Raw genomic sequence first — 25,083 nt, 5'->3', positions numbered from 1 at the left:
GACCGTGAGCTCAGGTGTTGAGATGGCCGGGAATGCGCAGATGCCGGCGCACCACGTCGACGAAGTCAGGGTCGCGTTTTGCGGCCCAGACGGCGGCCATGTGACCAATGAACCAGAGCACGAGACCCGTGATCCACAGCCGCAGTCCAAGTCCAAGGGCTGCTGCCAGCGTGCCGTTAACGATCGCGACTGACCGCGGCGCGCCGCCCATTAGGATTGGCTCAGTGAGCGCTCGATGAACGGGGACGACAAAGCCTGTGACCTGCTCATGCATCAGATCACCACGCCGCCGCCGAACGAAAAGAACGACAGAAAGAAGCTCGACGCCGCAAACGCGATCGACAGGCCGAACACGATCTGGATCAGCCTGCGGAACCCACCGGACGAATCGCCGAACGCGAGCGTCAGCCCGGTCACGACGATGATGATGACGGCGATGATCTTCGCGACGGGGCCTTCGACCGACTGCAGGATCTGATTGAGTGGCTGCTCCCACGGCATGTTCGACCCAGCCGCCCATGCAGGCGCTGCCGCCAAAACAAGGGTACCGAAGGCGGTCAGTGAAGCCGCATTTCGAAGAAGGCATATTTGCTGACGCATGTCAGTCTCCTGCTGATGAAAGGCCGTAGTCGCCAGCGGGCCCGAGCCCTGAGACGAGGGTGAGCTCCGCGAGACGACGATCGACGCCGCGGCCGACAAGCACGGCGACAACGTTGATGGTTTCGGCGATCAGGGCGCGCGGAACCGTGACGACGGCTTCCTGGATAAGTTGCTCGAGCCGTCGCAGCGCGCCGAGCGCGGTGCCCGCATGAATAGTGCCGATGCCACCGGGATGGCCGGTGCCCCAAGCCTTGAGCAAGTCGAGCGCTTCGGCACCGCGGACCTCGCCAACGGGGATGCGATCAGGGCGTAGTCGGAGCGAGGAGCGGACAAGGTCCGACAGCGTGGCAACGCCGTCCTTGGTCCGCAGCGCCACAAGATTGGGCGCCTTGCACTGAAGTTCGCGGGTATCTTCGATCAGAACGACCCGATCGGAGCTCTTTGCCACCTCGGCCAGGAGCGCATTCGCCAACGTCGTCTTGCCGGTCGATGTCCCACCGGCGACGAGGATGTTCTTGCGCGCGGCAACCGCGCTCTTCAGGATCTCGGCCTGCTCCAAGGTCATGATCCCCTTGGCGACATAGTCGTCGAGCGTAAACACGGCGACCGCGGGCTTGCGGATCGCGAAAGCAGGAGCTGCAACGACCGGCGGCAAGAGACCTTCGAAGCGCTCGCCGGTTCCAGGCAGTTCAGCCGAAACCCGCGGCGCGCCGGCATGCACCTCTGCGCCTACGTGATGAGCCACCAGGCGAACAATGCGCTCACCATCCGCTGCGGATAGAGTTTCGCCTGTGTCCATCAGGCCATTCGACAACCGATCGATCCACAGCCGCCCATCCGGGTTGAGCATGACCTCGATAATCGCTTCATCTTCGAGGTAGCCGGCAATCGCTGCGCCAAGCGCGCTGCGCAGCATTCGCGCGCCGCGCGAATTCGCTTCCGATTGAAGGGAATGGATTGCCACCGTCGCCCCACCGAATGAGGGCATCCACACACGGCCCTCAGATAGGGATAATTAGAAGAGGCACTTATCGATTTGCTGCAACAAGCACTTTCAATGGTCGTAGGCTGGCGTAGAAAAAGAAAGGTCTCGAACAGCTATTTGACGCCCACTCGGCCGTATCGATTCGTTGCAGGTCGCGCAGTTCACCATTCTGCATCGTCATCGATTTGCTCACAGAAAATGCTTGCTCCGATCGCGTCGAAAGCACTGACCGGTATGATGGAAGGAATTGAACCTATTCGTGACGTGGAGGATTTGAGCCAAGGTACCGCGAACCAGACCAACGCCCAGACCTGGATTAGGACGTTAAGACCGAACGCGACTTGATAGGCCACAACGGATCTATGACCATCCTCTGTGGGCCACTGCTCCAGGATCAGGCCCGTCGCGTATTGGGCCAGAAATGCCCAACCAAAGTGCAGGACGTTCAAGGCGCCGTTCGCCCGACCGGCAAGTTCCGGCGGAAAGTAGTCCGCCATCACCGCGAAGCTGACCGCGGTTGCCGTTCCGACGATTGCGACAACGGACCAGGGCAAGACGGACGGCAGAGGCGCTTGCAGAATTAGAGCTAGCTCTGCTGCAATAAGCAACACTGCAACCGTCGCTAAAATCGTCTCCGGCCCGATTTCTCTCCGTTTGAGGTAATGGACCGTCGTACCTAACAACCAGGCGCCGCCGCTAAGTGCGATCGACATTATGAGCAGCTGTCTGACGAGACTTGCGCGATCAAACCCCTCTACGTCGGTCAGCCACGGCGATGCCCACAATCCCTGCAAGGACCAGGACGATCCAACGCAAGTCGCCGACAAGGGGGCCATTCGCCAGAAGCGCCGATCGCCGAAAACGGAGCTAAGGGTGGCGGACGCTGTTGACGGGATAAGGCCTCGCTCAGGCACCATGACGTAGATGAGAATGGCCGTCGCACCGGTAGCCGCCGCCAGGATCTCGAAGAGCTGCCGCCAGCCCATCCAGGTGAGTAAGTGTTCGGCAGGAGCCGTGGCGGTCACCGCTCCGAGCGAGCCCAACATGATCATGTAGCCGTTGAGCAGGGCAACTCGTTCCCTGGGAAACCAGATGATGATGGACTTGAGTCCTGCCGTCAGCGCCGCCGACACACCGAGCCCAATCATTGCGCGCGCGATCAAGAGTAACAGGAAGCTGGTCGACGCTGCGAATAAGCCGGCGCCCGCAGCGGCGATCAAAAGCAGAGCACTCTGGACGCGACGGGGACCAAAGCGGTCCAGCAAGATGCCGACGGGGATCTGAGCTGCTGCGAATACCAGGAAATAGACTGACGTGAGCAATCCGAGGTCGGCAGTCCCAAGCCCGGCATCCGAGCTGAGATGGCCGGCGATCACAGCGTTAATCGTTCGAAACAAATACGAAAGATAGTATCCAGCGGCAAAAGGGAGAAAAACGCTCGCGATTCGACGCCATGCTGTTGAGATTTGCATGCTGGCCCCTTTTGCTCTCAGCTTGTGTGAGCCGATAGCGCGACCAGCTTTTCGTTAGTTCGGCTAAGTTGCTGGGGTCGTAGGCTGGCGTAGAAAAAGAAGGGACGGCGCGATAGTAAATCCAGGACGCTCAGTCAGGTCTCCTCGATAGGTTCCTCGTGGCGGATATCTTCAGGAATCTCGCGGAGAAAGCTTTGCCCCTTTTGCAAGCGCCGCCCGAGTGCCTGGACAAATCCTTCAAAACGTTCCCGGCCTTTTGCCTGCGCAGCAGGCTGCGCGTCGTTGGGTAGCGACGGCGTGATCGTCAGCCAGAAACGGATGAAGAGGGCCAAGGTCTCCGCCGTCAAACCAACGTCGCGCTCCAGCCTCTGCATCTGGCGCGACAGCCGATCAAGACGACGGGTAAACGCCGCCTCCCGCCTGTCCGCTCCATCCGGTGACAAAAACGAAGTAACGGCTGCCTCCACGATCGCAGACCGGGAAAGATTCTTGCGATCGGCAAGCTCCGAGACCTGTTTCAGAAGTTCCGGCGGGAAATAGACGTTCATCCGGTCGCGCATGTTACCTCAGAGCTCCATGCCGTCATTCGGATCCATGGCGACCTGACGGGCGACACCACGCATCTGCTGGCGAATGAGCCGGGACTGACGGACCGCATCCTCGTCGTCGTCAAGAACGACGGCAAATTCCTCGACCGGCGTCGGTTCGGTTGTTTCTTTGACGATCGCGATGTGATCGGGGAGCTCGGGCTCGCGGCGAAGGCCGCTGTTCGCCGTGTCTTCCTCTCCTTGCCCCCTGTTGGTTGGAAGTAGCGCCGGCTTTAGCGTTCCAAGCGTTGACCATCCGTCCGTTCGCGATGATCGGCCGGCCCTCGACGGATCGGGTGGTGGCAGAAGTCGCTCAGTGAACCGCCGATCCTCGTAGTAGCGGACTTTCTTCGCTCGGATTGGCGGCGTGCCCGCCACCATGACGATCTCGTCCATCGACGGAAGCTGCATGACCTCGCCTGGGGTCAAGAGCGGCCTCGCCGTCTCCTGTCGTGAGACCATGAGGTGCCCCAGCCAGGGGTTCAACCTGTGCCCGGCATAGTTCTTCATGGCTCTCATTTCGGTAGCCGTGCCCAGCGCGTCGGACACCCGCTTCGCGGTCCGCTCGTCGTTGGTCGCGAAGCTGACGCGGACGTGGCAGTTGTCGAGAATGGCGTTGTTGGGCCCGTAAGCTTTTTCGATCTGATTGAGCGACTGCGCGATCAAGAAACTCTTGATGCCGTACCCCGCCATGAAGGCGAGTGCGGACTCGAAGAAATCTAGCCGCCCCAGCGCCGGGAACTCGTCGAGCATCATCAGAATGCGATGCCGACTATCGCGGGCGTGCAAGTCCTCGGTTAGGCGCCGGCCGATCTGGTTCAGCACCAGGCGGATGAGGGGCTTGGTCCGCGAAATATCGGAGGGAGGCACCACCAGGTAGAGCGTCGTTGGGCGGCTATCGGCGATCAGATCCGCGATCCGCCAGTCGCATCGGCAGGTCACCTTGGCCACGACGGGATCGCGGTACAGCCCCAGGAAAGACATCGCCGTGGACAGGACGCCGGAGCGTTCATTCTCGGATTTGTTGAGAAGCTCGCGCGCGGTCGAGGCGACCACGGGATGAGCCCCCTGCTCACCCAGGTGCCGCGTGGTCATCATCGCCTTCAACGTCGCTTCAATCGGCCGCTTCGGATCGGACAGGAATGCGGCCACGCCAGCCAAGGTCTTGTCTGCCTCGGCATAGAGGACATGGAGGATGGCGCCGACCAGGAGCGAATGACTGGTCTTCTCCCAATGGTTCCGCTTGTCGAGTGAACCTTCAGGGTCGACCAGGACATCGGCGACATTCTGGACGTCGCGAACCTCCCATTCCCCACGCCGGACCTCAAGGAGCGGATTGTAGGCCGAAGACTTCGGGTTGGTCGGGTCGAATAGCAGGACGCGGCCATGTCGCGAGCGGAAGCCGGCGGTCAGTTGCCAGTTCTCACCCTTGATGTCGTGAACGATGGCCGATCCGGACCAAGCCAGCAACGAAGGAACGACGAGGCCGACACCTTTGCCCGACCGGGTGGGCGCAAAACACAACACGTGCTCCGGTCCGTCATGGCGGAGGTAGTCATGGTCGAGCCTCCCCAGCACCACACCATCCGGACCGAGAAGTCCGGCCGCTCGAACCTCTTCCGCATCAGCCCAGCGCGCCGAGCCATAGGTCTCGACGTTCTTGGCCTCGCGCGCTCGCCAGACCGACATGCCGATCGCTGCCGCGATCGACACGAAAGTCCCTGACGCCGCGATGAAGGCCCCCTCGACGAAGACCTGAGGCGCATAGGCATCGTAGACGAACCACCACCAAAAGAAGACCGGCGGGTAATATACCTTGAATCCGAACAGTTCGAACCAGGGCCGTCCAAGCTCTGGTTGCCAGGCGAGCCGCCAAGCCGTCCATTCGGTTGCTCCCCAGATGGCGAGCAAAACAATCAGGCCGACGACGATCACCTGTCCCCAGAGGATTTTGGTTCCGGACATCCCGAACGTCCTTCCGCAACTGAATCGGAGAGATTGCTAGAGCCCGAGGTCGCGCTTGCGGCCAAAGCCCCATTCGATGCCGCCGCCATCCTTCACGACGCCGCTGACGTGTTGCCCGAGCCTCTTTTCGAGATCGCGCGACCAGGGTACGAGCTGAAAGCCAAGTCCGTTGTCGATCATCGCAAAACGCCCGGAGGTGAGCGTCAGCCGCTGGCGATACGTGCCCGTCACATGCTCCCCGGAGCCGGCGTTCACGTGAGGCAGGCCGGTGTCGGCCGAGACCTTTGCTGCGACTTCGTCGAGTTCGCGTCGTCGCAACGTATTCAGGAGGTCGCGCTGCAGGATGATGCGCTGGCCCTGCCGCTCCGCCAGGCCCTTCTGGATCAGATGCTCGGTACGGGCTTCCATGGCGTCGCGGGTCTCGCGGCCGAAACCGCCCATGGCGAGCGGCATAGGGTCGCGTTCGACCAGCCGGTGGTCGAGCCAGGTCGCCCCCTTGGCGGTGACCTGCGCACCAAGATCGAAATCGGAACGGGACGCGAGCACCATGGTGGGGCTCGGGTCCCCCGTATGACCGAAGCGCCGAACTTCGACAATGCCACCAACTGGCGGAGCATGCTCGAAGGCCTCGATCCCTCGGAAGCGCACGTGATGCGCGCGTCCGTCCGTTCCGTCGATCAGGGCGTAGGCCTCGCCACTCAGTTCGTCATGCAATCCACGGTCGACCAGCCGTCCGATGATCTGGGACGACGGCTGTCCACTTTCGATGACGTAACCGGCGACTCCGCGCGCATCTCCCCGCTCGACAAAAGCGCGTTGCATGGTCTTGATGATGTCGCCGCGCATACCGAGGTCGCGCAAGCTACGCTCGGCCTCGAGCCCAACCATCCATTCCCCTGGCGCGGCGGATGCCGCAAGTCCCATCTTCTCCAGGTGCTGTAGGCGGCCAACCATCAAGCGTCGGATTTCAGGATCGAAAGTCCCGGGATTCTCGGGGCGTAGGTCGATGGTGCCGGTTTCATCGGCTGCCAGCCGAATCTCCTGATCAAGCCGGGTCCATCGTTCCGCGGTGACTTCCCTCTCCAGCGAATTGCGGATTTCATGCTCAGGTTTTGGACCCAGTTCGATGGCGACCAGTTCCTCGGCACGTGATCGCAGGCCTCGACTGATGTAGTCGCGGGAGATCACGAGATCGCCCCGTTCTTCGTCGACTCCCCGAACGAGAAGATGGACATGAGGGTTGTCCGTGTTCCAGTGATCGACGGCGACCCAATCGAGCCGCGTGCCGAGGTCGATTTCCATTTGCTTGGCAAGGTCGCGGGTGAAGGCTTTGAGGTCGGTCATCTCGCCAGCGTCCCCAGGCGAGACGATGAAGCGGAAATGATGCCGGTCGTCCTTGCAGCGTTCTGCGAAAGCCGCGCTATCGGCGCGGTCGCTACCGGCATCGAACATCTCGGCCCGCTCGCCGCTTCGGGTGACGCCATCGCGCTTCAGATATGAAAGATGTGCTGTCAATGGTGCCGAGCGGAAGGCGCGCGCTTTGTGGCGAACCACGCGCGCCTTGACCACAACACGTCGCGTCGGGCTGAACAATCGGGCGCGACTAAAGGACAGCCGGCCGCGGCCAAACGTCGAGCGCCCGTAGGTTACAGAACGCCTGCCAACTGCAGCGACACCCGAGGTGTGTCCGGCTTTCTTCGCGGCGCGCAGCACCTGGTCGACAAAGCTCTTCTGCTTCGGTGCGCGTGTACTGCGGATGCGTCCAGGCCGAATACGCAGATCGCTGTCGCCTGTGCTCATGGCCGGGTCTCCCAACGATCAAAAGCGCACATGGTGCCGAAAACGCCTTTGATTGCATTCGTCAATCTGCAAGGCGCGGCACGCGCCCCGACCGACCGGCACGCCGGAACCCAAGCCATGTCAATGGCTTGCGGTTCGACCGGCGAGCCCCTTTTATCTCGCCGTCCTGCCGTCGTGGTCTCCCAGTCGCCGGATCCCGAAAGAGCCGCCGCGAACTGGCAGTTGACTTGGGAAGCAACCAGTGCCTGCGAGCGCTTGCGATAGCGATCGTTACCCGAAGGGCCGAGACACCCGAAGGGTGGCTCGGTGAGGAGCGAAGCGACGAGTAGAGCGCGGGCCGAAGGCATCGCCCAAACGCCATCAGCTTGCGAACCCGCACACTTGGTCATTGCGATGCTCCCGAATCCGATCGAGCGACGAACACGCCAATTGGCCGAGGAACCATATGCGAAACATCGGGAGCCGAGATTGCGGTCGTGACACCACTCCAAGGCACGAGCGTCAGCGACCGATCGCGCGTTTTCATGAGATCGGATCGCGTGACGAATAGCGTCGCAGCTGCTGACGACCGTCCGCTGGACATCCACGTCGGCGGTAGTTCGATGGCAAGCAGATTTGCAAGCTTTGCGACGTATGCTCGCGTCACGTCTGGCAAAGAGCCGCCTGCGAGATGCCCTTCATAGCGAGATGGTCCCGCGTTGTACGCGGCAAACACGCCGGGCGAGTCATACCGATCGAGCAGTTCGCGCAAGTAAGCCGTGCCTGCCAGAATGTTGTCGCGCGGGTCGTAGGGATCGCTGCCGAGATTATAGCGCTCGCGAAGTTCCGCCCGGGTCGCCGGCATGATTTGCATCAGGCTCATTGCGCCTTTTGGCGATCGGGCGTGCATGTCGCCAGCACTCTCGATGCTGATGACTGATCGGATCCAGTTCGGCGCAATCGCAAAGCGTTGTGAGGCTTCATTGATGAAGCCGGCAAATGAGTGACTGGTCTGACTGATCGCCGGCTGGGCGGCTGATCGGCTCTGGGCCAAAGCGGCACTGTCGAACGCAGTCAGCAGAAGCATCAGGGGCACAACAGCGCAAACGCGCGTGCCCAACCGAGCCAAGCATGCCGGCGTGCTCACGCCGGTCCAGGGTAAAGCTGCTTCGCGCCGGCCGGGCGGCCGCCCTGGGCGGGCGCTGCGCGCGTCGGCCATGCAGACATTGGTCGGAACGGAGGAATGATCCCGCAATAGATCGAACAGAGGAATGGCGGAGCGAACACATGGAAGACGCACGATCACTCCTCCCACGTCCACACCGGAAGCGCACGGCCGATCACGGCCGACGCTGGAAGAAATCCAAAATATCGGCCGTCAAGAGAGTCGTCCGACTGCCAATTCATGAGAAAGAGCTCGCCGTCGCCGACGACGCGGCAGCCCTGCCAGTTCGGCAGCGGACGACCGTGTCGGTCGCGATACTTCGCCTCGCCCACCGCGATATCATCGACCGAAATCGTGAGCTCGCTTCTGCAGACCGTCTGCCCGGGTAGCGCCAAGACTCGCTTGAGCATGGGAACGCCGATTGGCAGATAGCCGTTAAGATCGAGAAAGGTCGCAAGCGGCTCGGGCGGCTGCACGGTGACCAACTCAGTGACATAGAAATGTTCCGCCGGTCGCAGGCGATAGAGGCCAATCGGCACGCTTGCCGATGCATTCCAGATATAGAGCGGAAGTGGCTCCAGGACGATTGTTGCAGCGAGCGCAGCAGCAGCGCCAAACGTCACTGTCAGCATCTTCAGGCGACTGCTCATCGCATCATTCTCTGGCGGTGAAGCCAGGCCTGATGGCGTGCCTTGGTGTAGGGACGCGGGTTTTCGTTGACGGACAGGCGGTTATGAACGTGATGCCAATGATCAGGCGCGACGTCGGCGGGATCGATGCCGAGTGCTTCCACGGCATCGACCATCTGCAGCACCCGTTCGACCTTTTGCCAGCCGGAAAGCCGCAGCAGGATTTCTCCACCAGGCTTCACATAAGGGACGGTCAAGCAGCGCTGTCCCGGCGCGACCGCGCGCAAGATGTCGATCCGCGAAACGATTGTGCCGAAGTCGTTGGAGGTCCAACGGACGAAGGCAAAGATGCTGCCGGGTGCAAATGACAGGACACGCCGGTGACGATCAAGCTTCCGTTCCTTGACGACCCGACCGAACCGAATGCGGTTTTCGATACGCTTCTCGAGCCACAGCACTTCCACCTCGGTCAGGTCGCTCATGCCGTCGCTCCCGGATGCTGGAACAGGCAACCGTGGGCTTGAGGCTCCGAGGAGTTCGCGTGCGGCTTGCCAAGGCAAGCAGGACTGACGGCACCCTGTTGCCGGAAGCCTCTAATGCGGCTTTCGGCTTGGTCCGTTAGAAGAAATCCGAAGGATTTCTGGTTAGCCGGGGTACTGACTTGTGCCCCCTCGCCGGCCGCGTTGCAGCGACGATGCTGCGCAACGATTCGCGAACGGAGCGCGCTGTGCGGTCCGGCGGTCGGCGGTGGAGGCGAATGATGGACGTCTATGCTGGGCTTGACGTGTCGCTGGAGGCGACGAACATTTGCGTGGTGGACGGCGATGGCAGCGTTGTTCGGGAGGCGAAACTCGACACCGATCCCGACGCGATCGAGCTGTTCTTGGCGGAATGGGGCATCGACCTGAAGCGCGTTGGGCTGGAAGCGTTCTCGTGCAGCGCGTGGCTGTTCACAGCGCTCGCCGAAAAAGGCCTGCCCGTGATCTGCATCGAGACCCGGCATGCCAAGGCGGCGCTGAGCGCGATGCTGAACAAGATCGACCGGAACGACGCCAGGGGCATCGCGCAGATGATGCGAACCGGCTGATTCCGTGCGGTCCATGTAAAATCGGAGGGCGCACAAATGCTGCGCGCGCTGCTGGTCGGACGCAAGGCGCTGCTCGGCAAGGTGCTCGACATGGAGAACATGATCCGCGGCCTGTTGCGCCCGTTTGGCCTGAAGGTCGGCGAGATCTCCATGGGCCGTTTTGACGCCCGGGTGCGCGAGATCATCGCCGGGAAGAAAGAATTGGAGGTCATCCTTACGCCGCTCTTGGACGCCCGCAATGCCATGCGGCTGCAGCTGGCAAAGCTGCAGCGCCTGGCTCTGGCGGCAGCGCGCAGCGACAGCGCGGTGCGGCGGATGATGACCGTGCCCGGTGTCGGCGCGCTGGTGGCGCTGACATTCCGCGCCACTGTCGACGACCCGGCCCGCTTCAGGAAGTCGACCAATGTCGGGGCGCATTTTGGCCTGACGCCACGGCGCTACCAATCCGGACAAACCGACCGCATCGGCGGCATCTCCAAATTCGGCGACGAGCTGACGCGGGCGATGCTGTATGAGGCCGCGATCGCGATCCTCACCCGCATTCCAAAGACCTTCAAGCTGCGGCTGTGGGGCCTGCGGCTCGCCAGGAAGAAGGATCTGAAGCGAGCGGCGACAGCCGTTGGGCGCGCGCTCGCCGTGCTGCTGCACAAGTTCTGGATCGATGGCACCACGTTCCGGTTTGGCGCCGGCGGCAAGCGCGGCCGGGTCGCTGCGGCGGCTTAAAAGCCTCTGTGACCCGGCCGCTTCCACGCGCGCCTTTTCCTTCCGCCACGGCGGAGCGGCGTCTCCCGAGGAGACGGGGATTTGGGCGAGATCGCAACTTTTCTTGCCGGCGGCTTCATGCAGACCGTTGAAGCCATCAAGCACGGCGCTGGTTAGCCTGACCGCCCATTCCTCAGATTCCGGCTTGTGGTGGCCATCGTGCCAACCACGGATGTTAGCGAGTTCTCCTCGACGAGCGAGCGGCTGCAAGAGGACCTGACGCGCACCAGGCGATGATGTCGACGTTAGCAATCGCGCGGATTTGCGCGTGATCTCGTCGACGCGCGTGCATTGGCGACAAGACTCGCATTGCAGCGAACCTTTGCGCGTGCGAGAGTGGCTGCACGAGGCATGCTCGTTGCACGCGCGGCCGACTTGTTCACAACGTACTGATTCACAACAAGAAGTTAGTGTCAGTATGTTAGTAAAGTTAGAGCGGCTGGAAGGCTCAGAAAAACAGGCACTTAAGCTGGATTTCGGTCCCCGATAGCACGAGGATCGGGTCCCCGATAGCACGAGGATTACGGTCCCCGATAGCACGAGCTGATTCACAGGTTGTCCTCCGAATTTGGAATGAGACCGCGTCGGCGCAGGCGTGCCGTTAACGGAGCAACAGACGTAGGCGCGAAGTTCAGCCGCTCGGTGCCGTCTGGATCGCGCGTGAGCGCGAGCTGATAGCCGGGCAATGTCTGGCACTGGACGATCTGACGCACGTCGTACGCAAAATGCTTGAGCGGCGAGAGGATGCCGGACTTGGCATGGAGGTGCACAAGATCAAAACTCCAGCCGCCGTCCTGCCGGCCGCCATGCTTGCGCACAAGACGATAAAGCCAGCGCTCAAGTCCGCCCGTCAGATCGAAATAAGCGCGGTCGATCGTCAGCACGAGCGCGTCATCGATGACACCGGCGTAGAACCAATCCGGCAGGATCAGTTCGAGCCCGAATGGACGGCCATTTGCATCGGCCGTCTCTTTCCACTCGTTGATCCAGGAGAAGCGATGCCGCCGCCGCTCTGCCGGCTGGCGGATCGAGGTCAGCACCGTCGTTGACTGCAACCTGTCAAGACCGGCCTTCAGCCGGTCATAGTCGCGTGCGCTAGTGCCGCGGCCGACAAACGTCAAAATCTCGTACGGCGTTGCAGCCAGCAGGCGCGAGGTCTTCAAGCCGGCGTCACGGGCTTCGACGATCTGCGAAGCGGCCCAGATCAGAACGTCTGCATCCCAGATAGTCGCGATGCCGTGTTCCGGCACGGCTTCGACACGAATAGCGATTGTACCAGCGCGGAAATCGATCGGCACAACCCGCTTGGTCTTCGCCAGAGAGAAGAACGGATATGCCATCAGATCCTGCGCATCGCGCGGTGCGAGATCCCCGGGTAGCGCTCGAAAGAGCTCCAGCTGGTCGCGCTCGGAATGGGGTTTACGCCGCATGGTCACTGTTCTCACGCGGCGGTCAGCGACGTTCCTGGCCTGCATACGGGCGCAAGACCGGATGCTTCTTGGCCGGCAGCACGGTCCCCTTTCCGGGGTCGGACGTTGACGTTTTGGCGCCGAGGTCGGCCCAAGCTTTCAGGTCATCCAGGGCGTAGACGACACGTCCGCCGATCTTCCGATACGTCGGCCCGGTGCCATACGTGCGGTGCTTCTCGAGCGTGCGACCGGAGAGGCCAAGGTAACGCGCAGCCTCCGGTGTCCGCAGGAAGCGCGGAGGTAAACCGGCCGTCGAATCGGGCATTTGAGAACTCCAAGGTGACAGCGCACCGCGCATGGCGGCGTCGGCGCGTGTGCGGTCATCATGGAGAAGCGCGATCTCGGAGGGGGATGCTGAATATTGAGGGTATGATTTTCGATACCCTTGGCCGAGAGGCTAATCGTCCCTGCGGCCGGGCCGCAGAAGTTTGCGGTAACCTGCGCGTACCAACGCGAGGCCGCCTTTCACCAGGCGGACCGTTCGATTGCGGAAATCGTGCGTCTTCCAGGCGCGATCAGGGATGCGCTTTTTGCCGAACAGCGCTTCGGCGACAGTGCGATAGTTACCGCCGGCGCTGCGAGCATCGAGCGCCGGGATCGCGGCGCTCAGTCGTTCGCGCCGCTGTTGGGATAGTTTGTAAAATGCAGGACCCGGCGCGCGTCCATTCATCGCGCGCCAAAACTGTCGGGCTGCATACGCGCGAGCTTCCAAATCGCCGTCAAACGGCAATTTGGCTGCGTATGACGCGCCGAGCACCGGCGGTTCTTTGGACCAGACACGGTAATCCACCGCGCCGATGCGCAGCACGGCGTGCCAGCCATCGGCGGCACGGCGCAACTGACCGGCTGCAAGGTCGAGCAATGGCAAAGACGCCGAACTGCGATCGGCAGCCGAGGCAACCGTCACTGGAACGACCGTCGCCAGAACCTCAGGCGCCCAAAAGATCGTCTGTTCGTCGAAGGACCTCTGCGGGTCATGGGCGAAAGCAAATGCCCCACCTCCTCCTGAATTCCTCGGTCACCTCGCCGTCCGGACTGTCGGCGATCATCGCTTCGTAGGCACGTCGATAGTCCGCGTTTCGGCGAAGACATTCCTAGGCGATGTCGGTGATTTCCGCGTCTTGTAGGGTCTTGTAGGATTCCGGCGACCGCCAGTCGTATTGAGGCATTTCTTCCGCCCCATTGCATGCAGCTAACAAAGATGCGGCGCAATAGGTATGAACGAGGCGGTTGGAGGAAGCCCCTAGTTTGGCACCACGTGGTGCATGAAAATGACCACGAATTAGCGATAGAAGATAATTCGCTCAGCAAAACTTGGCGCGACAATATTCTTTATTTGGAGCCATCTCCACGCAATAGACGGCCCTTCTCGGTCAGCCACTTAGCGCGCGCCAGGTGGCTCTGGTATGCGCGGCGCGCACGATCCGGTTCGCGCTCCGGATCCATATGCAGCACTACCCGAGCGACTTCTGTCCAGTCAGCCCCTTCGCTCTCAGCCTGCAGAAGGCGCATATAGGTCACCACGTGCTGCTCATCATAGACCGTCAGAATCTGATCGGTGGGAGCAGCGTCGGCGACATTGGGATCGAGTGGCGGCTTCCTCATAGAACTCCACGCCTTAGATCAGACAACTTCTAACACGCAGGCCGGAAGAGGCAGAAGCGCTAAAATCTTGTCACGGGACCCGACCTGATCGTCGAGAATACTCCGTGGTGAGATACTCTTCAAAGAAATGCCCTCTCGCGTATGGACATACGCGAGATACTTGCAATCAATTTGCGGAAGCTCCGACAAGCCCGCGGCTTGTCGCAGGAGGAAATCGGCTCACTGAGCGAAAATTGACCGCACCTATATCAGCGCACTAGAGCGAAGCGTCTATGCGGCGGGCATCGATGTTGTCGATCGGCTGGCTCGAAGCCTGGGTGTCGAGGCAGCTGACCTTCTCACTCGGCCGCCCACAACAAGCGCCAAGCGCAAACTCGAGGGAGACCGAATAGTTGATGCGACCGGCTCGGTCCAGCGGCGACGGCTTCGCGCCCCGACGGCCCTAAGAAAGAGAGCCCCGCCCGGCGAACCGGACGGGGCTTGGCGGAGCGTCTACTCGCCGCTCTTCCGCGGCCGCGACCACAGGAGCGTGTAGCCCTCGCCGCCCTCGTCCTCGAACAGGTTCGCATAGATCGGCGCGTTGAACGAGGGATCATCGAGCTTGAGAGAGAGGTAATCGCGGCCTTCTTCGGAGCGCTTTGACCAGGCTGCGCCGATCTCGGCGCGGCGCACGTAGATCCGGTGGCTGGGAGCGTTCTCGTTGGATCGGCTGGTCTCGGCGACGATCCGGACGCCCTTGGCCTGCAGGCTCAGGGTGACGATTTCGCCCTGGAACTCGTTGCCGACCTTCTTGAAAGAACCGATGTTAGCCATGTCACTTCTCCTGTTGTGTTTCGAGCCCGCGACCACCGCGGCCTCGATGGCGATCTAGAGGCCGAGGACGATCGGCGACGCACCCGCTCGCGGGCCGGAGCGCAGCGGAGGACGCCGTTGTTGCGACTTTCTTGCCTCGCGAGGAATGGGCGCAAGCCCAGGGGAAGAAAGTCGCATCAACGGCGTTGCGGCTCAGGCGATCGAGGCGCAGCCGGTCTTCGGCCAGATCAAGCCATCAAAGAGGCCACGTGCGTCCGCGTGCTGAACCGCAAATCTTAAGGAGAAGACTTGGCGAATCTCGGTTGAGCTGCACAAGAGGTTGGTACGGTTCGGCGCAGAAAGAGAAACAATCTGCCGCAAAGGGCGGTATCGTCCGGAAGGAATGATCGAGCGCGGCGCGCCGCTCTCCCGCAGCAATGTGGACCAGGCGGAGATTGGGGGCTTGGTCAAAGCGCTACGAGGAAGAGCGGCGTTACCTCTCTCTCAAGCTCGATGATCCCTCGTTCAACGTGGCGCCCTGCGCGACCTTGCTCGATCGATGATGGCGATGAAGCGTCATCGCTTATGCGTCGCTGCTGTGAGCACCGGTCGAGGCATATTCTCCGCCACCTCGGCCGACTCCAACGGGCGGGTCTCCGCGAAAACGGTCAAGCGCGTCCATGCCGTGCCGCCGATGCAAACCGCACCTAGGCAAGCGAAGGCCTCGCGCCAAGCCAGCGAAGGCACCCCGATCTGCGACAGGGCGAACATCACATGATAGCCAGCGATAGCCGCAGGGACGGCGAATGCGGCTGCGATCGCGATGCGCAAGGTCCGGACCCGACTGACCGCGACGCCGACCTGACCGGCAGCAAGCGTCGATGCGCCGGAGGCCAATCCGATAAGCAGCGCCCCGACGACACCGGCCCCGCCATGGAATGCCAACATCCCGACGCTGAGTGCGACGAAAAACGGCAGCGCATAGACCGCCAGCGCAAAGATCAGCCAGCAGAACAACCCGATGCCGAATGTGTTGAGGACAAGCCCAAGGGCAAGCATGGCGGTGGCTCCATTGCATAGATGTACTGGTTGCGCCTTCCACCACCACCGCGGCGCGGCTTCGGACGTAGTATGGAAACGAGGCGGAGTTGCGGCATGCAACTCCGTCCTGGAGGCGAGCAAGACGGCGCTCACGCGCCGCCGAACTTCCAGACGGGAATGCAGAGTCGCTTCGCCTTGTCGGCGAGGTTGTCCTGAATTCCCGTGCCTGGGAAGTGCATGACGCCGATCGGCATGAGTTCGAGCATGGCATCGTTGCGCTTGAATGGAGCTGCCTTGGCGTGTTTCGTCCAATCGGGCTTGAAGGCAATTTGCGGTACCTTGCGATTGATCGCCCATTTGGAGGCAATGAGTTCGGCGCCTTTCGGTGAGCCGCCATGGAGCAGGACCATGTCGGGATGCTTGGTGTGAACCTTGTCGAGGCGATCCCAGATGAGGTGGTGGTCGTTAAAGTCGAGCCCGCCGGTGAGTGCGATCTTGGGGCCAGGCGGCACCAGGACCTCGGTCTCGGCGCGGCGTTTCGCTGCGATGAAGTCGCGGGAGTCGATCATCGCCGCGGTGAGCGTGCGGTGGTTGACCAGTGACCCCGACCGAGGACGCCAGGTCGAGCCGGTGTGGACCTCAAATCGCTCGATGGCCTGGTCGCGGAAGAGCTCCAGGCAGTTGCGGCGCTCGATCAGCGTGATGCCTTCAGCCGTAAGGCGCTCGAGTTCGACCGATCGTACTTCGGAACCGTTCTGCTCGCGCTGGCTCTTGTGCTGCGCCTGCTCGTTGTCGTCGAGCTGGCGCTCGATGCGATCGACGGCACGATGGAACAAGTTGACGGTCGACCAGAGCAGATCGTCCAGGTCCGGCTCGAGCCGCGTGTCGTTCAGGGTCGCAACCAGGGCGTCGAAGATATCGGCCACGGCACCGGCGATCATCTTGCCTTCGGGAAGCGGTCTCGGATCAGGCTGGTCGTCGAAGGGACGGTAACCGAAGAGCTGAAGTTCGGTGAGGACGTGGTCGGTCGGAGAAGAGGCGTGCAGCGGCTCGACGTCGTCATGGTCGGTCATGGAAGGAGGTCCTTTGCCGGGTTTGGCCGCGCCCTTCGCGGCCTTCGTGGCGATCACTCAGACGGCGGGCGGAACAGGCCAGAACCCGAAGGGCCGAAGCGGCAGCGGAGGATGGCGGAGGCCGGCTATTTTGCTTCGCGATGCAAAGCGCGCTGGCTAGACATATGATGTGTGTTTCAATTGCCGGCGCGCGGCGGAAAATAGCCGGACGCAGCCATTGCCGGCCCGGGCCGCTTGCCGTCCGATCGCCCTCTAGAAGGCCGAGGTCGCGCCCTCTTCCGGTATTGGCCTCGCCCATGACCGACCTGTCACGGTCGATCGAACCGTCGTGACCTATTCCGCGGGCACCGTCGACGAATGCAAGAAGCTGACGACGTCCTCTGGCACGAGTTGAATCGGCAACGCTGCTCGGAGGGCTCCGATACCAAAGATGTGCAGGTCTTCGTTGAAGTCGCCCAGCCGAGGCGATAGCGTGATCGCTTCAATGCCGGCGTCTGCTGCGCGCTGGGTCAGAATGGTCTGCGCCATATCTCCCGCGGCATCGGCGTCGCGGGCGATATAGAGCCGACGCAAGCCCGGCGGTAGCACCATCGCTGAGAGATGATTGGCCGACAGTGCAGCGGCCATCGGCATGGTCGGCAGCACGCAGCGCAGCGACAGCATGGTCTCGATACCCTCCCCGGCAGCAAGCACGTCGTCCGACATTCCAAACCGAACCGCGTTGCCAAGTAGGTTGCCCATGGCCCGTCGTGGCGTGTCGATCGGCGCCTTGCCGAGTCTAATGCGATCAAAGCCGTGCGGATCGAGCCAGGTGCGGTGCACGCCGGTAATCCTGCCATCGAGATCCGTGACGCGAGCGATCATCGCCGGCCAGGTTTCAGTGGGTGAATGCTCGTCTGGCCGATAGTAGCAGCGCGGATGGAAGCGCAAGCTGCCGCCATGGTGGATGTGGACTATTCCGCGACGCCGTAAATGCGTTTCAACGACAGTCCCCTCGATCGGGCCAGATATCGCAAAGAGCCGACGGGCGGCCTCTTGCGATCCGGCCGGTGCTGCCGGACCGACAGGCTTTGAGATGATCTCCGGTTCAGCGCGAGGTAGTTTCAAGAAGCGTCTTGCCTCATCGGCAACCTCGCGGAAGTCGCGAAATCCCGTGCTTTCACGGATGACGTCGAGGAGATCGCCATGCTCGCCAGTCGCAGCGTCCGTCCATTTGCCGGCAGCCCCCTTCGGCGATTCCTGGAGCCGCACGAACAGCGAGCGCCCCGGGGTGTTGTGGACGTCTCCGACCACCCAGTACCGCCCCGCCCGCTTGCCATTGGAGAGATAGTATCGGCACACCGCCTCGGCCTCGCGCGCGAGGCGGCGTGTCAGTTCGGTGGCGTCGCGGGGCATCAGGCGGCCTCCCGCTCGCTGATGCGCGCGATCGGATACTGCTCGAGCACCTTTGACAGGATCTCGACACCGCTCGCGTCCGTGGGCACGAACATGCGCAGCTTCCAGGAGATGATCTCTCCGAAGAGGCCGTAGGCGCGCAGCCGATCGCGCATCGTGTCGTTGAACCCAGACAGTTCGATACGGTATGCGCCCATCACCCGGGCACGGCGAAGCTGGAGCCCTTCCGAAAGCTCGAAGACGGTCCGCCCCTCCATCAGCGCTGCAAAGCCAGCCTCCGACGTTAGCGCCGGCGCGTCAGCCGCAAGGAAGCTCGCGACCCAGGTCGCCGAGACCTTGCGCCCGATGACGCGCTCGCCCGCATATGTCTGAAGCCTATAGACGCGCGTCGACTCGTTCGGCAACCGCTTCCAGATGGGCAGCAGCAAGCCGGCCACGACGTGGATAGTGCTTTCCGTGAACTCGGGGACCTCGGCAAGCTCCGCGAGCCAAGCTGCAGCAAAACGCTTACGGTCCGCTTCAGCCCAATGGCTTTCCGCCATCATCTTCAAGGGAACGCTATGCAGCTCCATCGGCCGGATCAGGCGCACGCGCTGCTCGATCTCGCCGTCGTCAAGCATGAAGCTCGGGGCTGCGACTTGCACTGCCGCACGTCCCGAGCGCTCATTGATCAATAGGACAGCGCGGCGATCCGAAAGACGACCAAGAGCGTCATCGAGGCTCACGGGATGATTGCGTTGGCGCTGCGTGATCGTGAGAAGCCGGGTTTCGGCACCAGTGCCGGGATGGACATAAATGGTCCGCCGGTCGCTGACGATGAAGCTTTCGGCGCGAAGCGTTTCCAGCCCGACATCGTAGGTGCCCGAGGCAACCGCGCCCTCGATCCGAGCGGTCAATAGCCGCTCGAAGACGGTGAACAGAATGTTCTGAAGGTCGATCGTGAGCGCCAGCAACCTGTTCAGGAAGGTCGTAATCGGCGGCAGCTCATCCCTGAGCCCATTGGCATCGGTCAACTTCAGACCGGTCGCATCCTCGAATCTCTCGAGCGAGCACCTCTGGACCGTGCCGCGTGCTAGCAGCGTGTAGAGTTGGCGCAACGCGTCGCGGCCGTACTGGCTTTCGAGATTATCCTCGGGCCGGAACAGGCCCTGCCCGCCGGTCTGGCGCTGGCCGCGCGTGATCGCTCCCAACGTATCGAGCCGGCGGGCGATGGTGCTCAAGAAGCGCTTTTCGGCCTTCACGTCGGTCGCGATCGGACGAAACAGCGGCGGCTGCGCCTGGTTGGTGCGGTTGGTCCGGCCGAGCCCCTGGATTGCGGCATCAGCCTTCCAGCCGGGCTCGAGCAAATAGTGGACCCGCAGACGGCGATTCCGCGCCGAGAGTTCGGCATGGTAGCTCCTCCCAGTGCCGCCCGCGTCGGAGAACACGAGGATCCGCTTGACGTCGTCCATGAAGGCCGATGTCTCCGCGAGGTTAGCCGAAGCGGCCCGGTTTTCGACGACCAGCCGTTCGCGCTTGCGAACGATGCGGCGTGAGCGGCCGGTGACTTCGGCGACCACGTCGGTGCCGAAGCGCTGGATCACCTGATCCAGCGCACCCGGGACCGGCGGCAGCGAGGCGAGTTTCTCGATCAGTCGGTCGCGGCGCGCGACGGCGTCCCGGCTCTCGACCGGCTGGCCGTCACGATAGACGGGCCGGGAGCAGAGATTGCCCTCTGAGTCGGTGAATGGCTCATAGAGCTGGACCGGGAAGGAATGGGCGAGATAGTCGAGGACATATTCGCGCGGGGTGATGTCGACCCGGACGTCGCCCCACTCCTCGGTCGGGATCTCGGCGAGCCGGCGCTCCATCAGCGCCTCGCCCGTCGAAACGATTTGGATGACGGCGGCGTGGCCGGCGTCGAGATCGCGCTCGATCGATCTGATCAGCGATGGCGTCTTCATCGAGGTCAGGAGGTGGCCAAAGAAACGCTGCTTGGCGCTTTCAAAGGCCGATCGTGCCGCCGATTTGGCCTGCCCGTTCAGCGTTCCGGTCTCGCCAGTGATATTCGCGGCCCGCATCGCGGCATCGAGGTTGTTATGGATCACGCTGAACGCGCCGGCGTAGGCGTCGTAGATGCGTACCTGCTCTGGTGTGAGCTGGTGCTCGATGAGCTCGTACTCGACGCCCTCGTAAGAGAGTGAGCGAGCCGAGTAGAGACCGAGCGCCTTGAGGTCGCGGGCCAGCACTTCCATCGCCGCGACGCCGCCCTCCTCGATCGCTTCGACGAACTCGGCGCGGGTGGCAAACGGAAAATCGGCGCCGCCCCACAGGCCAAGGCGTTGGGCATAAGCAAGATTGTGAATCGTAGTGGCGCCCGTTGCCGACACATAGACCACACGCGCATTCGGCAAGGCGTGCTGGAGCCTGAGGCCCGCACGCCCCTGCTGAGAGGCCGCCTGGTCGCCGCGCTCGCCCTTCTGGCCTGCCGCGTTCTGCATCGCGTGGCTCTCGTCGAAGACGATCACTCCATCGAAGTCGGAGCCCAACCATTCGACGATCTGCCGCACACGCGAAAGCTTTTCGCCACGCTCGTCGGTCCGTAGCGTAGCGTAGGTGGTAAATAGGACGCCTTCCGAGAGCCTGACCGGCGTGCCCTGGCGGAAACGCGAGAGCGGCGTCACAAGCAGCCGCTCCATGCCGAGTGCCGACCAATCGCGCTGTGCATCCTCGATCAGCTTGTCGGATTTACTGATCCAGACCGCGCGGCGGCGACCCTTGAGCCAGTTGTCGAGCAGGATACCGGCGACCTGCCGCCCTTTGCCCGCGCCGGTGCCATCGCCCAAGAACCAGCCGCGACGAAAGCGGAGGGCATTCTCTGCGTCGTCGCGCGCGGCCACGACAACGTCAAAAGTCGCATCGACCGTCCAGGAGCCTGCGAGAAATTCGGAATGCGCCTCGCCGGCGTAAATGACGCTCTCAAGCTGGGCGTCCGACAGGATGCCATCTGCCACGAGGCTGGCTGGCAGATGCGGCCGATAGGATGGCCTTGGAGGCGCGACAGACGCCATTGCAGCCGACTGCACGAGCTTGGTCGGATGCGCGTGCGCGCCCGGAATACGGATCGACTGCAATCCGTATTCCTCGTAAAGCGCATCGGTAAGCCTGGCGCCTTCCAGCGGTAACCACTCGACCGTCTCGTACGAAAGTTCGACGTCTTCTGGCGCGGCGCCGCCGGAAGTAGAGGACGGACATGGTGCAGAGGCGCCGAGGAATCCTGACATCGGAGGGCGCCTGGTGACGTTGATCACGTCTGGGGCGGCAACAGCCAGCCTCGAAGGCACATGCTCGGTCACCCAACCGAGTAAGGTAGCGACATCGCCCGCAATGCCGAGCGGAGGCGGAAAAACGTTCGGGTCTGCCGCGTGCTGCTTGTCGATGACGAGCAGCCGTGTGTCGATGCGTGTTCCGTGTTTCGCGTAGACGGCGCCGTCGACCGCGGCAGAGAAAACAACTCGCCCGCGTTCCTGAAGGCGAACGAAGGCGTCTCGCCATGCCGGATTGTCCGGCCCGAAGCTTGCACCGGTGATGGCGACCAGACGCCCACCGTCGCAAAGGCGCGCTAAGGCCGAAGCGATGTGCCGGAGCGCCGCGTCCGCCATCCGACGATCGACGTTGGTCAGCGCAGAGAATGGCGGGTTCATCAGGACAACGCTCGGGACAACACTCACTTCGAGGTGATCATCGATCTGGGCGGCGTCGAACCGCGTGACGTTGACGTCGGCGAACAGATGATTGAGCAGCGACGCGCGGGACTCGGCCAATTCGTTAAGCACGAGAGTGCCGCCGGCGAGCTCGGCAAAGACCGCAAGCAAGCCGGTGCCCGCTGAGGGCTCCAGAACGCGGTCGGCCGGCGTGATGCCGGCTGCGGTACATGCGGCCAGCCCCAGCGGGATCGGCGTCGAGAATTGTTGAAGCAGCTGGCTGTCCTCGGAACGCCGCGTGTGGGTCGGCAGGAGACTGGCGACTCTCGCGAGCATCGGCAGCGTCGCGGCCGTTGAGCCAGCCTTGGTCCGGATGGCCGGACCGAACTTGCGAAGGAATAGAACGGTGGCCGCCTCGCAGGTGTCGTAGGCGGTCTTCCAATTCCAGGCACCGGCCGCGTCCGAGGCGCCGAAAGCAGCCTCCATGGCTCCACGCAGGACTGCGGCATCGATGCGCTGGCCGCGTTCGAGATTGGTCAAGAGCTGTCGCGCAGCCCTGACCGCAGCGGAGGTGATCGTGGCAGCGGCACGCATCGAGAGCGGTGCAGCGGCAGCGCCGCCAGCGAGAGATTCGGTCATGGGGATTTCTTTCGGAGAGCAGGAACGGATCGAACCGCCCGGCGCTCTCACGACCACGGCGATTCAAACCCTTCACGGCCCCACTCTTCCTCTCAGCCCTTCCCAATAAAAATGGGACCGCTGCTGGGCACCGGTCCCCCAAGCAAGTGCAGGACAGCCGGAGCCGACCCTTATGCTGTCACTCAGCCGCGTCGAGCTGTTGCGGATGCTCGTCGCTACCGTTCTCCAGATCCTCCTCGCCAGCGAGGAATTCTGGCAGCGGGCCCGCTTCACCTACCGGCTCCGCCGAAGACGGCCTGGAATCGGCGAGACGCAGCGGCTCCGGCAACCAGCCCGAGCCATCCAGGAGACGCTCGGCCTCCTTGGCCATGTCGGCCTTCTTCAGATGGTCGATCAGTTGCACCGACGACTCGCCCTTGGCTTCCCGCACCGCGTCCAGAATGCGAGGCTTGGTGACTCGGCCGAGATAGTTGTCGACGGTCGGTCTCCAGCCAGCCTGCACCATGTCAAGTCCGGCAGCGCGCGCTAGCACGTTGGCCTGGTCGAGACGCGTGCGGACGCCGTGGGCTGAGACGCGACCCTGATTGTAACGATTGGCCGGCTCATAGACGGCGTTGACCGCAAAGGACGCGCAGTGGGCGAACAGCGAGGCCTTTGCACCACCATCGAGAGCAGTCAGCGCAGCCCAGAGATCGTTCTCGCGCTTCGGCAACCGTGCCTTCCCGGCCTCATGCCGCGCCTCGACAGCCTTAGCCGAGACGCTTTCCCTCAGCCCCGGAGCTTGAGCGGGAAAGGTTGGCGTGCGGAGCCCGATTTCCAGGCAGCTTCCGGACGAAGCAAATCGGTAAAAGGCCGTCAGCACGAAGTTGTGCAGCACCGCCTGGAACGCGACCGCAGGATTTTCGGCCAGCGCATCTCGCAATGCCAGCGTACGGTGCGCCGTGAGCTCGATGATAAGCCGATCCGGCAAGGGCCTTGCCGGGTCTTCATCATCCTCCTCCGGCTCGCTCGTTGCGCCGGCGACCGAGATCGCCGTGCGCTGTACGGAAGCACCAGCTTCCTGCCCTTCAGTCGGTGACGTATCGGCGTCCCGCTCGACATCGAGACCGGCCACAGGTGCCTCGTCCTCCGGCCTGACATAGCCCCGATCGACGCAAAGCCGCCCTTCGGAATCGATGCTGACGAAGACGCCGGCCCGGGTAATCTCCGCCGGATCGTAGGTTTTCGGCCGGTTTTCGAGCGCCAGCAGCGCCGCCTCGATCGCGCCGAGACGCTGGTCGATCTCTTCGGGCAGCTCATCCGCGTCCTGATATTCGGCTTCAAGCTTCGCCTGCTCGGTGTTGAGAGCGTCGATGGTGGCCCGTTCTTCGGAGGTGAGATCGACAGGTTGCCCTTCCAGCTCGCGCAGTCGTGTGGTGTGGCCGTAGGGGAAGTCAATGGCGACTGAGATCCATTTCCATCCCTCCGAACCAATTGCTTCCGCCTCGGCTTTGAGCCTCTCCGTGACAAGACGGTCGAGCAGAGCGACGTCTTGAAGCCAGCCGCCATCATCGTGCTCGAACAGGTCGCGCAAAATGCCGCCGCCTGCCTGCTGGTAATCATCGAGCCCAATGAACTGCACGCGGCGATCGGACGCCCGCACGGTATTTTCCGTCAGCATCCGCCGGATTTGATATGGTTCATCGTAGCCCGAACGGCTGACATTCTCCCAGACTTGTTCCTGCCGAGCCTGATCCCCGGTGACGGAAAACGCCATGAGCTGCTCGAGGGTCACGCCGTCTTCGGCATAGACGTCGTGCAGCTTCGGCGACACGGACGCCAGCCGGAGGCGTTGCTTCACAACGGCCGGTGTCACGAAGTGCCGAGCCGCGATATCCTCCTCGGACATGCCGGCGCCGCTCAAGGTCTGGAAAGCCCGGAACTGATCAAGCGGATGAAGGCCTACCCGCTCGTTGTTCTCCGCAAGCGAATCGTCTTCGGCAATGCCCCCCTCGCGCACCACACAAGGAACGGCCTGCGCCTTCGCCATGCGCTTCTGCCTGACAAGAAGTTCCAGTGCGCGATAGCGCCGGCCGCCCGCCGGCACCTCGAACATACCGGTCTCATTGCCTTCCGCATCTACAACCGCCCGCACATTGAGACTTTGCAGGAGCGTCCGCTGGGCGATGCTTTCCGCGAGTTGCTCGATCGAAACGCCCGCCTTCACGCGCCGGACGTTGGACTGGCTGAGTACCAGCTTGTTGAACGGAATGTCCCGCGAGGGCGACAGGGTGATCTTTTGGACAGCCTTCGTCATGTCGATTCTCCACGACGGGCGGCCGGGAGCCTCTCTCTCGACCTCCAACCCGTCGCGAA

At 62.6% G+C, this 25,083-nt stretch carries 21 protein-coding genes and 3 pseudogenes; 3 read left to right on the top strand and 21 right to left on the bottom strand.

The genetic code is table 11. The annotated features are described in order from the left end of the window. Window positions 1–10 precede the first annotated feature (10 nt). The 10 genes from NLM27_RS40075 to NLM27_RS40030 all read right to left on the bottom strand — a co-directional run bounded on the left by NLM27_RS40075 (window position 11) and on the right by NLM27_RS40030 (window position 9,664). Window positions 11–274 (bottom strand): VirB3 family type IV secretion system protein, encoded by a 264-nt coding sequence (locus tag NLM27_RS40075; RefSeq protein ID WP_254148501.1) that lies wholly within the window; start codon window positions 272–274, stop codon window positions 11–13. Further along, window positions 274–600 (bottom strand): TrbC/VirB2 family protein, encoded by a 327-nt coding sequence (locus NLM27_RS40070; RefSeq protein ID WP_254148500.1) that lies wholly within the window; start codon window positions 598–600, stop codon window positions 274–276. Before NLM27_RS40070 ends, NLM27_RS40075 begins: the two co-directional genes overlap by 1 nt. A 1-nt stretch (window position 601) precedes the next feature. Beyond that, window positions 602–1,516 (bottom strand): P-type conjugative transfer ATPase TrbB, encoded by a 915-nt coding sequence (gene trbB, locus NLM27_RS40065; RefSeq protein WP_254149045.1) that lies wholly within the window; start codon window positions 1,514–1,516, stop codon window positions 602–604. A gap of 230 nt (window positions 1,517–1,746) precedes the next feature. Next, entirely contained in the window at window positions 1,747–3,057 is a 1,311-nt protein-coding gene (locus NLM27_RS40060) for a nitrate/nitrite transporter (protein ID WP_254148499.1), read from the bottom strand. A 134-nt stretch (window positions 3,058–3,191) separates the two neighbouring features. Next, window positions 3,192–3,617, bottom strand: coding sequence for a CopG family transcriptional regulator (locus tag NLM27_RS40055; protein WP_254148498.1), 426 nt, complete (start codon window positions 3,615–3,617; stop codon window positions 3,192–3,194). A gap of 6 nt (window positions 3,618–3,623) precedes the next feature. Further along, a complete protein-coding gene (locus NLM27_RS40050; protein WP_254148497.1) occupies window positions 3,624–5,609 on the bottom strand; it encodes a conjugal transfer protein TraG in 1,986 nt (661 codons plus the stop codon). A 36-nt stretch (window positions 5,610–5,645) separates the two neighbouring features. Continuing rightward, window positions 5,646–7,409: a DUF3363 domain-containing protein gene (locus NLM27_RS40045; RefSeq protein WP_254149044.1), complete on the bottom strand. Its 1,764-nt coding sequence runs from the start codon at window positions 7,407–7,409 to the stop codon at window positions 5,646–5,648. 385 nt (window positions 7,410–7,794) lie between these two features. After that, complete coding sequence (locus NLM27_RS40040; protein WP_254148496.1) at window positions 7,795–8,475, bottom strand: lytic transglycosylase domain-containing protein; 681 nt, start codon at window positions 8,473–8,475, stop codon at window positions 7,795–7,797. Between the two features lie 215 nt (window positions 8,476–8,690). Continuing rightward, window positions 8,691–9,203: a S26 family signal peptidase gene (locus NLM27_RS40035; protein ID WP_254148495.1), complete on the bottom strand. Its 513-nt coding sequence runs from the start codon at window positions 9,201–9,203 to the stop codon at window positions 8,691–8,693. Then, the gene (locus tag NLM27_RS40030; protein ID WP_254148494.1) at window positions 9,200–9,664 is read right to left on the bottom strand and encodes a DUF2840 domain-containing protein; all 465 of its coding nucleotides are present in this window, start codon (window positions 9,662–9,664) and stop codon (window positions 9,200–9,202) included. Before NLM27_RS40030 ends, NLM27_RS40035 begins: the two co-directional genes overlap by 4 nt. A 278-nt stretch (window positions 9,665–9,942) precedes the next feature. On the opposite strand from NLM27_RS40030, the pseudogene NLM27_RS40025 reads away from it, so the two are divergent. Next, window positions 9,943–10,992 (top strand): annotated as a pseudogene (locus tag NLM27_RS40025) (IS110 family transposase). Between the two features lie 587 nt (window positions 10,993–11,579). Here NLM27_RS40025 and NLM27_RS40020 read toward each other — a convergent pair. From NLM27_RS40020 to NLM27_RS40000, 5 genes are all read right to left on the bottom strand, one after another. After that, window positions 11,580–12,461, bottom strand: coding sequence for a replication initiator protein A (locus NLM27_RS40020; protein WP_254148493.1), 882 nt, complete (start codon window positions 12,459–12,461; stop codon window positions 11,580–11,582). Between the two features lie 22 nt (window positions 12,462–12,483). After that, window positions 12,484–12,765, bottom strand: coding sequence for an AlpA family transcriptional regulator (locus tag NLM27_RS40015; protein WP_247392240.1), 282 nt, complete (start codon window positions 12,763–12,765; stop codon window positions 12,484–12,486). A 132-nt stretch (window positions 12,766–12,897) separates the two neighbouring features. After that, a complete protein-coding gene (locus NLM27_RS40010) occupies window positions 12,898–13,407 on the bottom strand; it encodes a DUF2285 domain-containing protein (protein WP_254148492.1) in 510 nt (169 codons plus the stop codon). Window positions 13,408–13,474: 67 nt separating this feature from the next. Then, window positions 13,475–13,549 carry a hypothetical protein gene (locus NLM27_RS40005; protein WP_254149043.1) on the bottom strand — a complete coding sequence of 25 codons (75 nt, stop codon included), beginning with the start codon at window positions 13,547–13,549 and terminating at the stop codon, window positions 13,475–13,477. Window positions 13,550–13,832: 283 nt separating this feature from the next. Further along, entirely contained in the window at window positions 13,833–14,105 is a 273-nt protein-coding gene (locus NLM27_RS40000; protein WP_254148491.1) for a DUF2285 domain-containing protein, read from the bottom strand. Between the two features lie 141 nt (window positions 14,106–14,246). Here NLM27_RS40000 and NLM27_RS39995 point away from each other — a divergent pair. After that, window positions 14,247–14,457: pseudogene (locus NLM27_RS39995) on the top strand (helix-turn-helix domain-containing protein); the annotation flags it as partial. Between the two features lie 140 nt (window positions 14,458–14,597). On the opposite strand, the gene NLM27_RS39990 reads toward NLM27_RS39995, so the two are convergent. Continuing rightward, window positions 14,598–14,918, bottom strand: coding sequence for a DUF736 domain-containing protein (locus tag NLM27_RS39990; protein WP_254148490.1), 321 nt, complete (start codon window positions 14,916–14,918; stop codon window positions 14,598–14,600). 397 nt (window positions 14,919–15,315) lie between these two features. Between NLM27_RS39990 and NLM27_RS39985 the strand changes: the two are divergent. Continuing rightward, a pseudogene (locus tag NLM27_RS39985) lies at window positions 15,316–15,460 on the top strand (DUF736 family protein); the annotation flags it as partial. Window positions 15,461–15,473: 13 nt separating this feature from the next. Here NLM27_RS39985 and NLM27_RS39980 read toward each other — a convergent pair. The 5 genes from NLM27_RS39980 to NLM27_RS39960 form a co-directional block, all read right to left on the bottom strand. After that, complete coding sequence (locus NLM27_RS39980; protein ID WP_254148489.1) at window positions 15,474–15,956, bottom strand: hypothetical protein; 483 nt, start codon at window positions 15,954–15,956, stop codon at window positions 15,474–15,476. Window positions 15,957–16,087: 131 nt separating this feature from the next. Then, on the bottom strand, window positions 16,088–17,011 hold the full coding sequence (locus NLM27_RS39975; RefSeq protein ID WP_254148488.1) for a DUF2493 domain-containing protein: 924 nt from the start codon (window positions 17,009–17,011) through the stop codon (window positions 16,088–16,090). Window positions 17,012–17,344: 333 nt separating this feature from the next. After that, window positions 17,345–18,406 (bottom strand): toprim domain-containing protein, encoded by a 1,062-nt coding sequence (locus NLM27_RS39970; protein WP_254148487.1) that lies wholly within the window; start codon window positions 18,404–18,406, stop codon window positions 17,345–17,347. After that, a complete protein-coding gene (locus tag NLM27_RS39965; RefSeq protein ID WP_254148486.1) occupies window positions 18,406–22,728 on the bottom strand; it encodes a strawberry notch-like NTP hydrolase domain-containing protein in 4,323 nt (1,440 codons plus the stop codon). Before NLM27_RS39965 ends, NLM27_RS39970 begins: the two co-directional genes overlap by 1 nt. A 178-nt stretch (window positions 22,729–22,906) precedes the next feature. Continuing rightward, a complete protein-coding gene (locus tag NLM27_RS39960) occupies window positions 22,907–25,024 on the bottom strand; it encodes a ParB/RepB/Spo0J family partition protein (RefSeq protein WP_254148485.1) in 2,118 nt (705 codons plus the stop codon). Between the last annotated feature and the right edge of the window lie 59 nt (window positions 25,025–25,083).

It is taken from the genome of Bradyrhizobium sp. CCGB12, from assembly GCF_024199845.1.
Taxonomy (GTDB): domain Bacteria; phylum Pseudomonadota; class Alphaproteobacteria; order Rhizobiales; family Xanthobacteraceae; genus Bradyrhizobium.
This window is presented reverse-complemented; position numbering and strand designations above follow the sequence as displayed.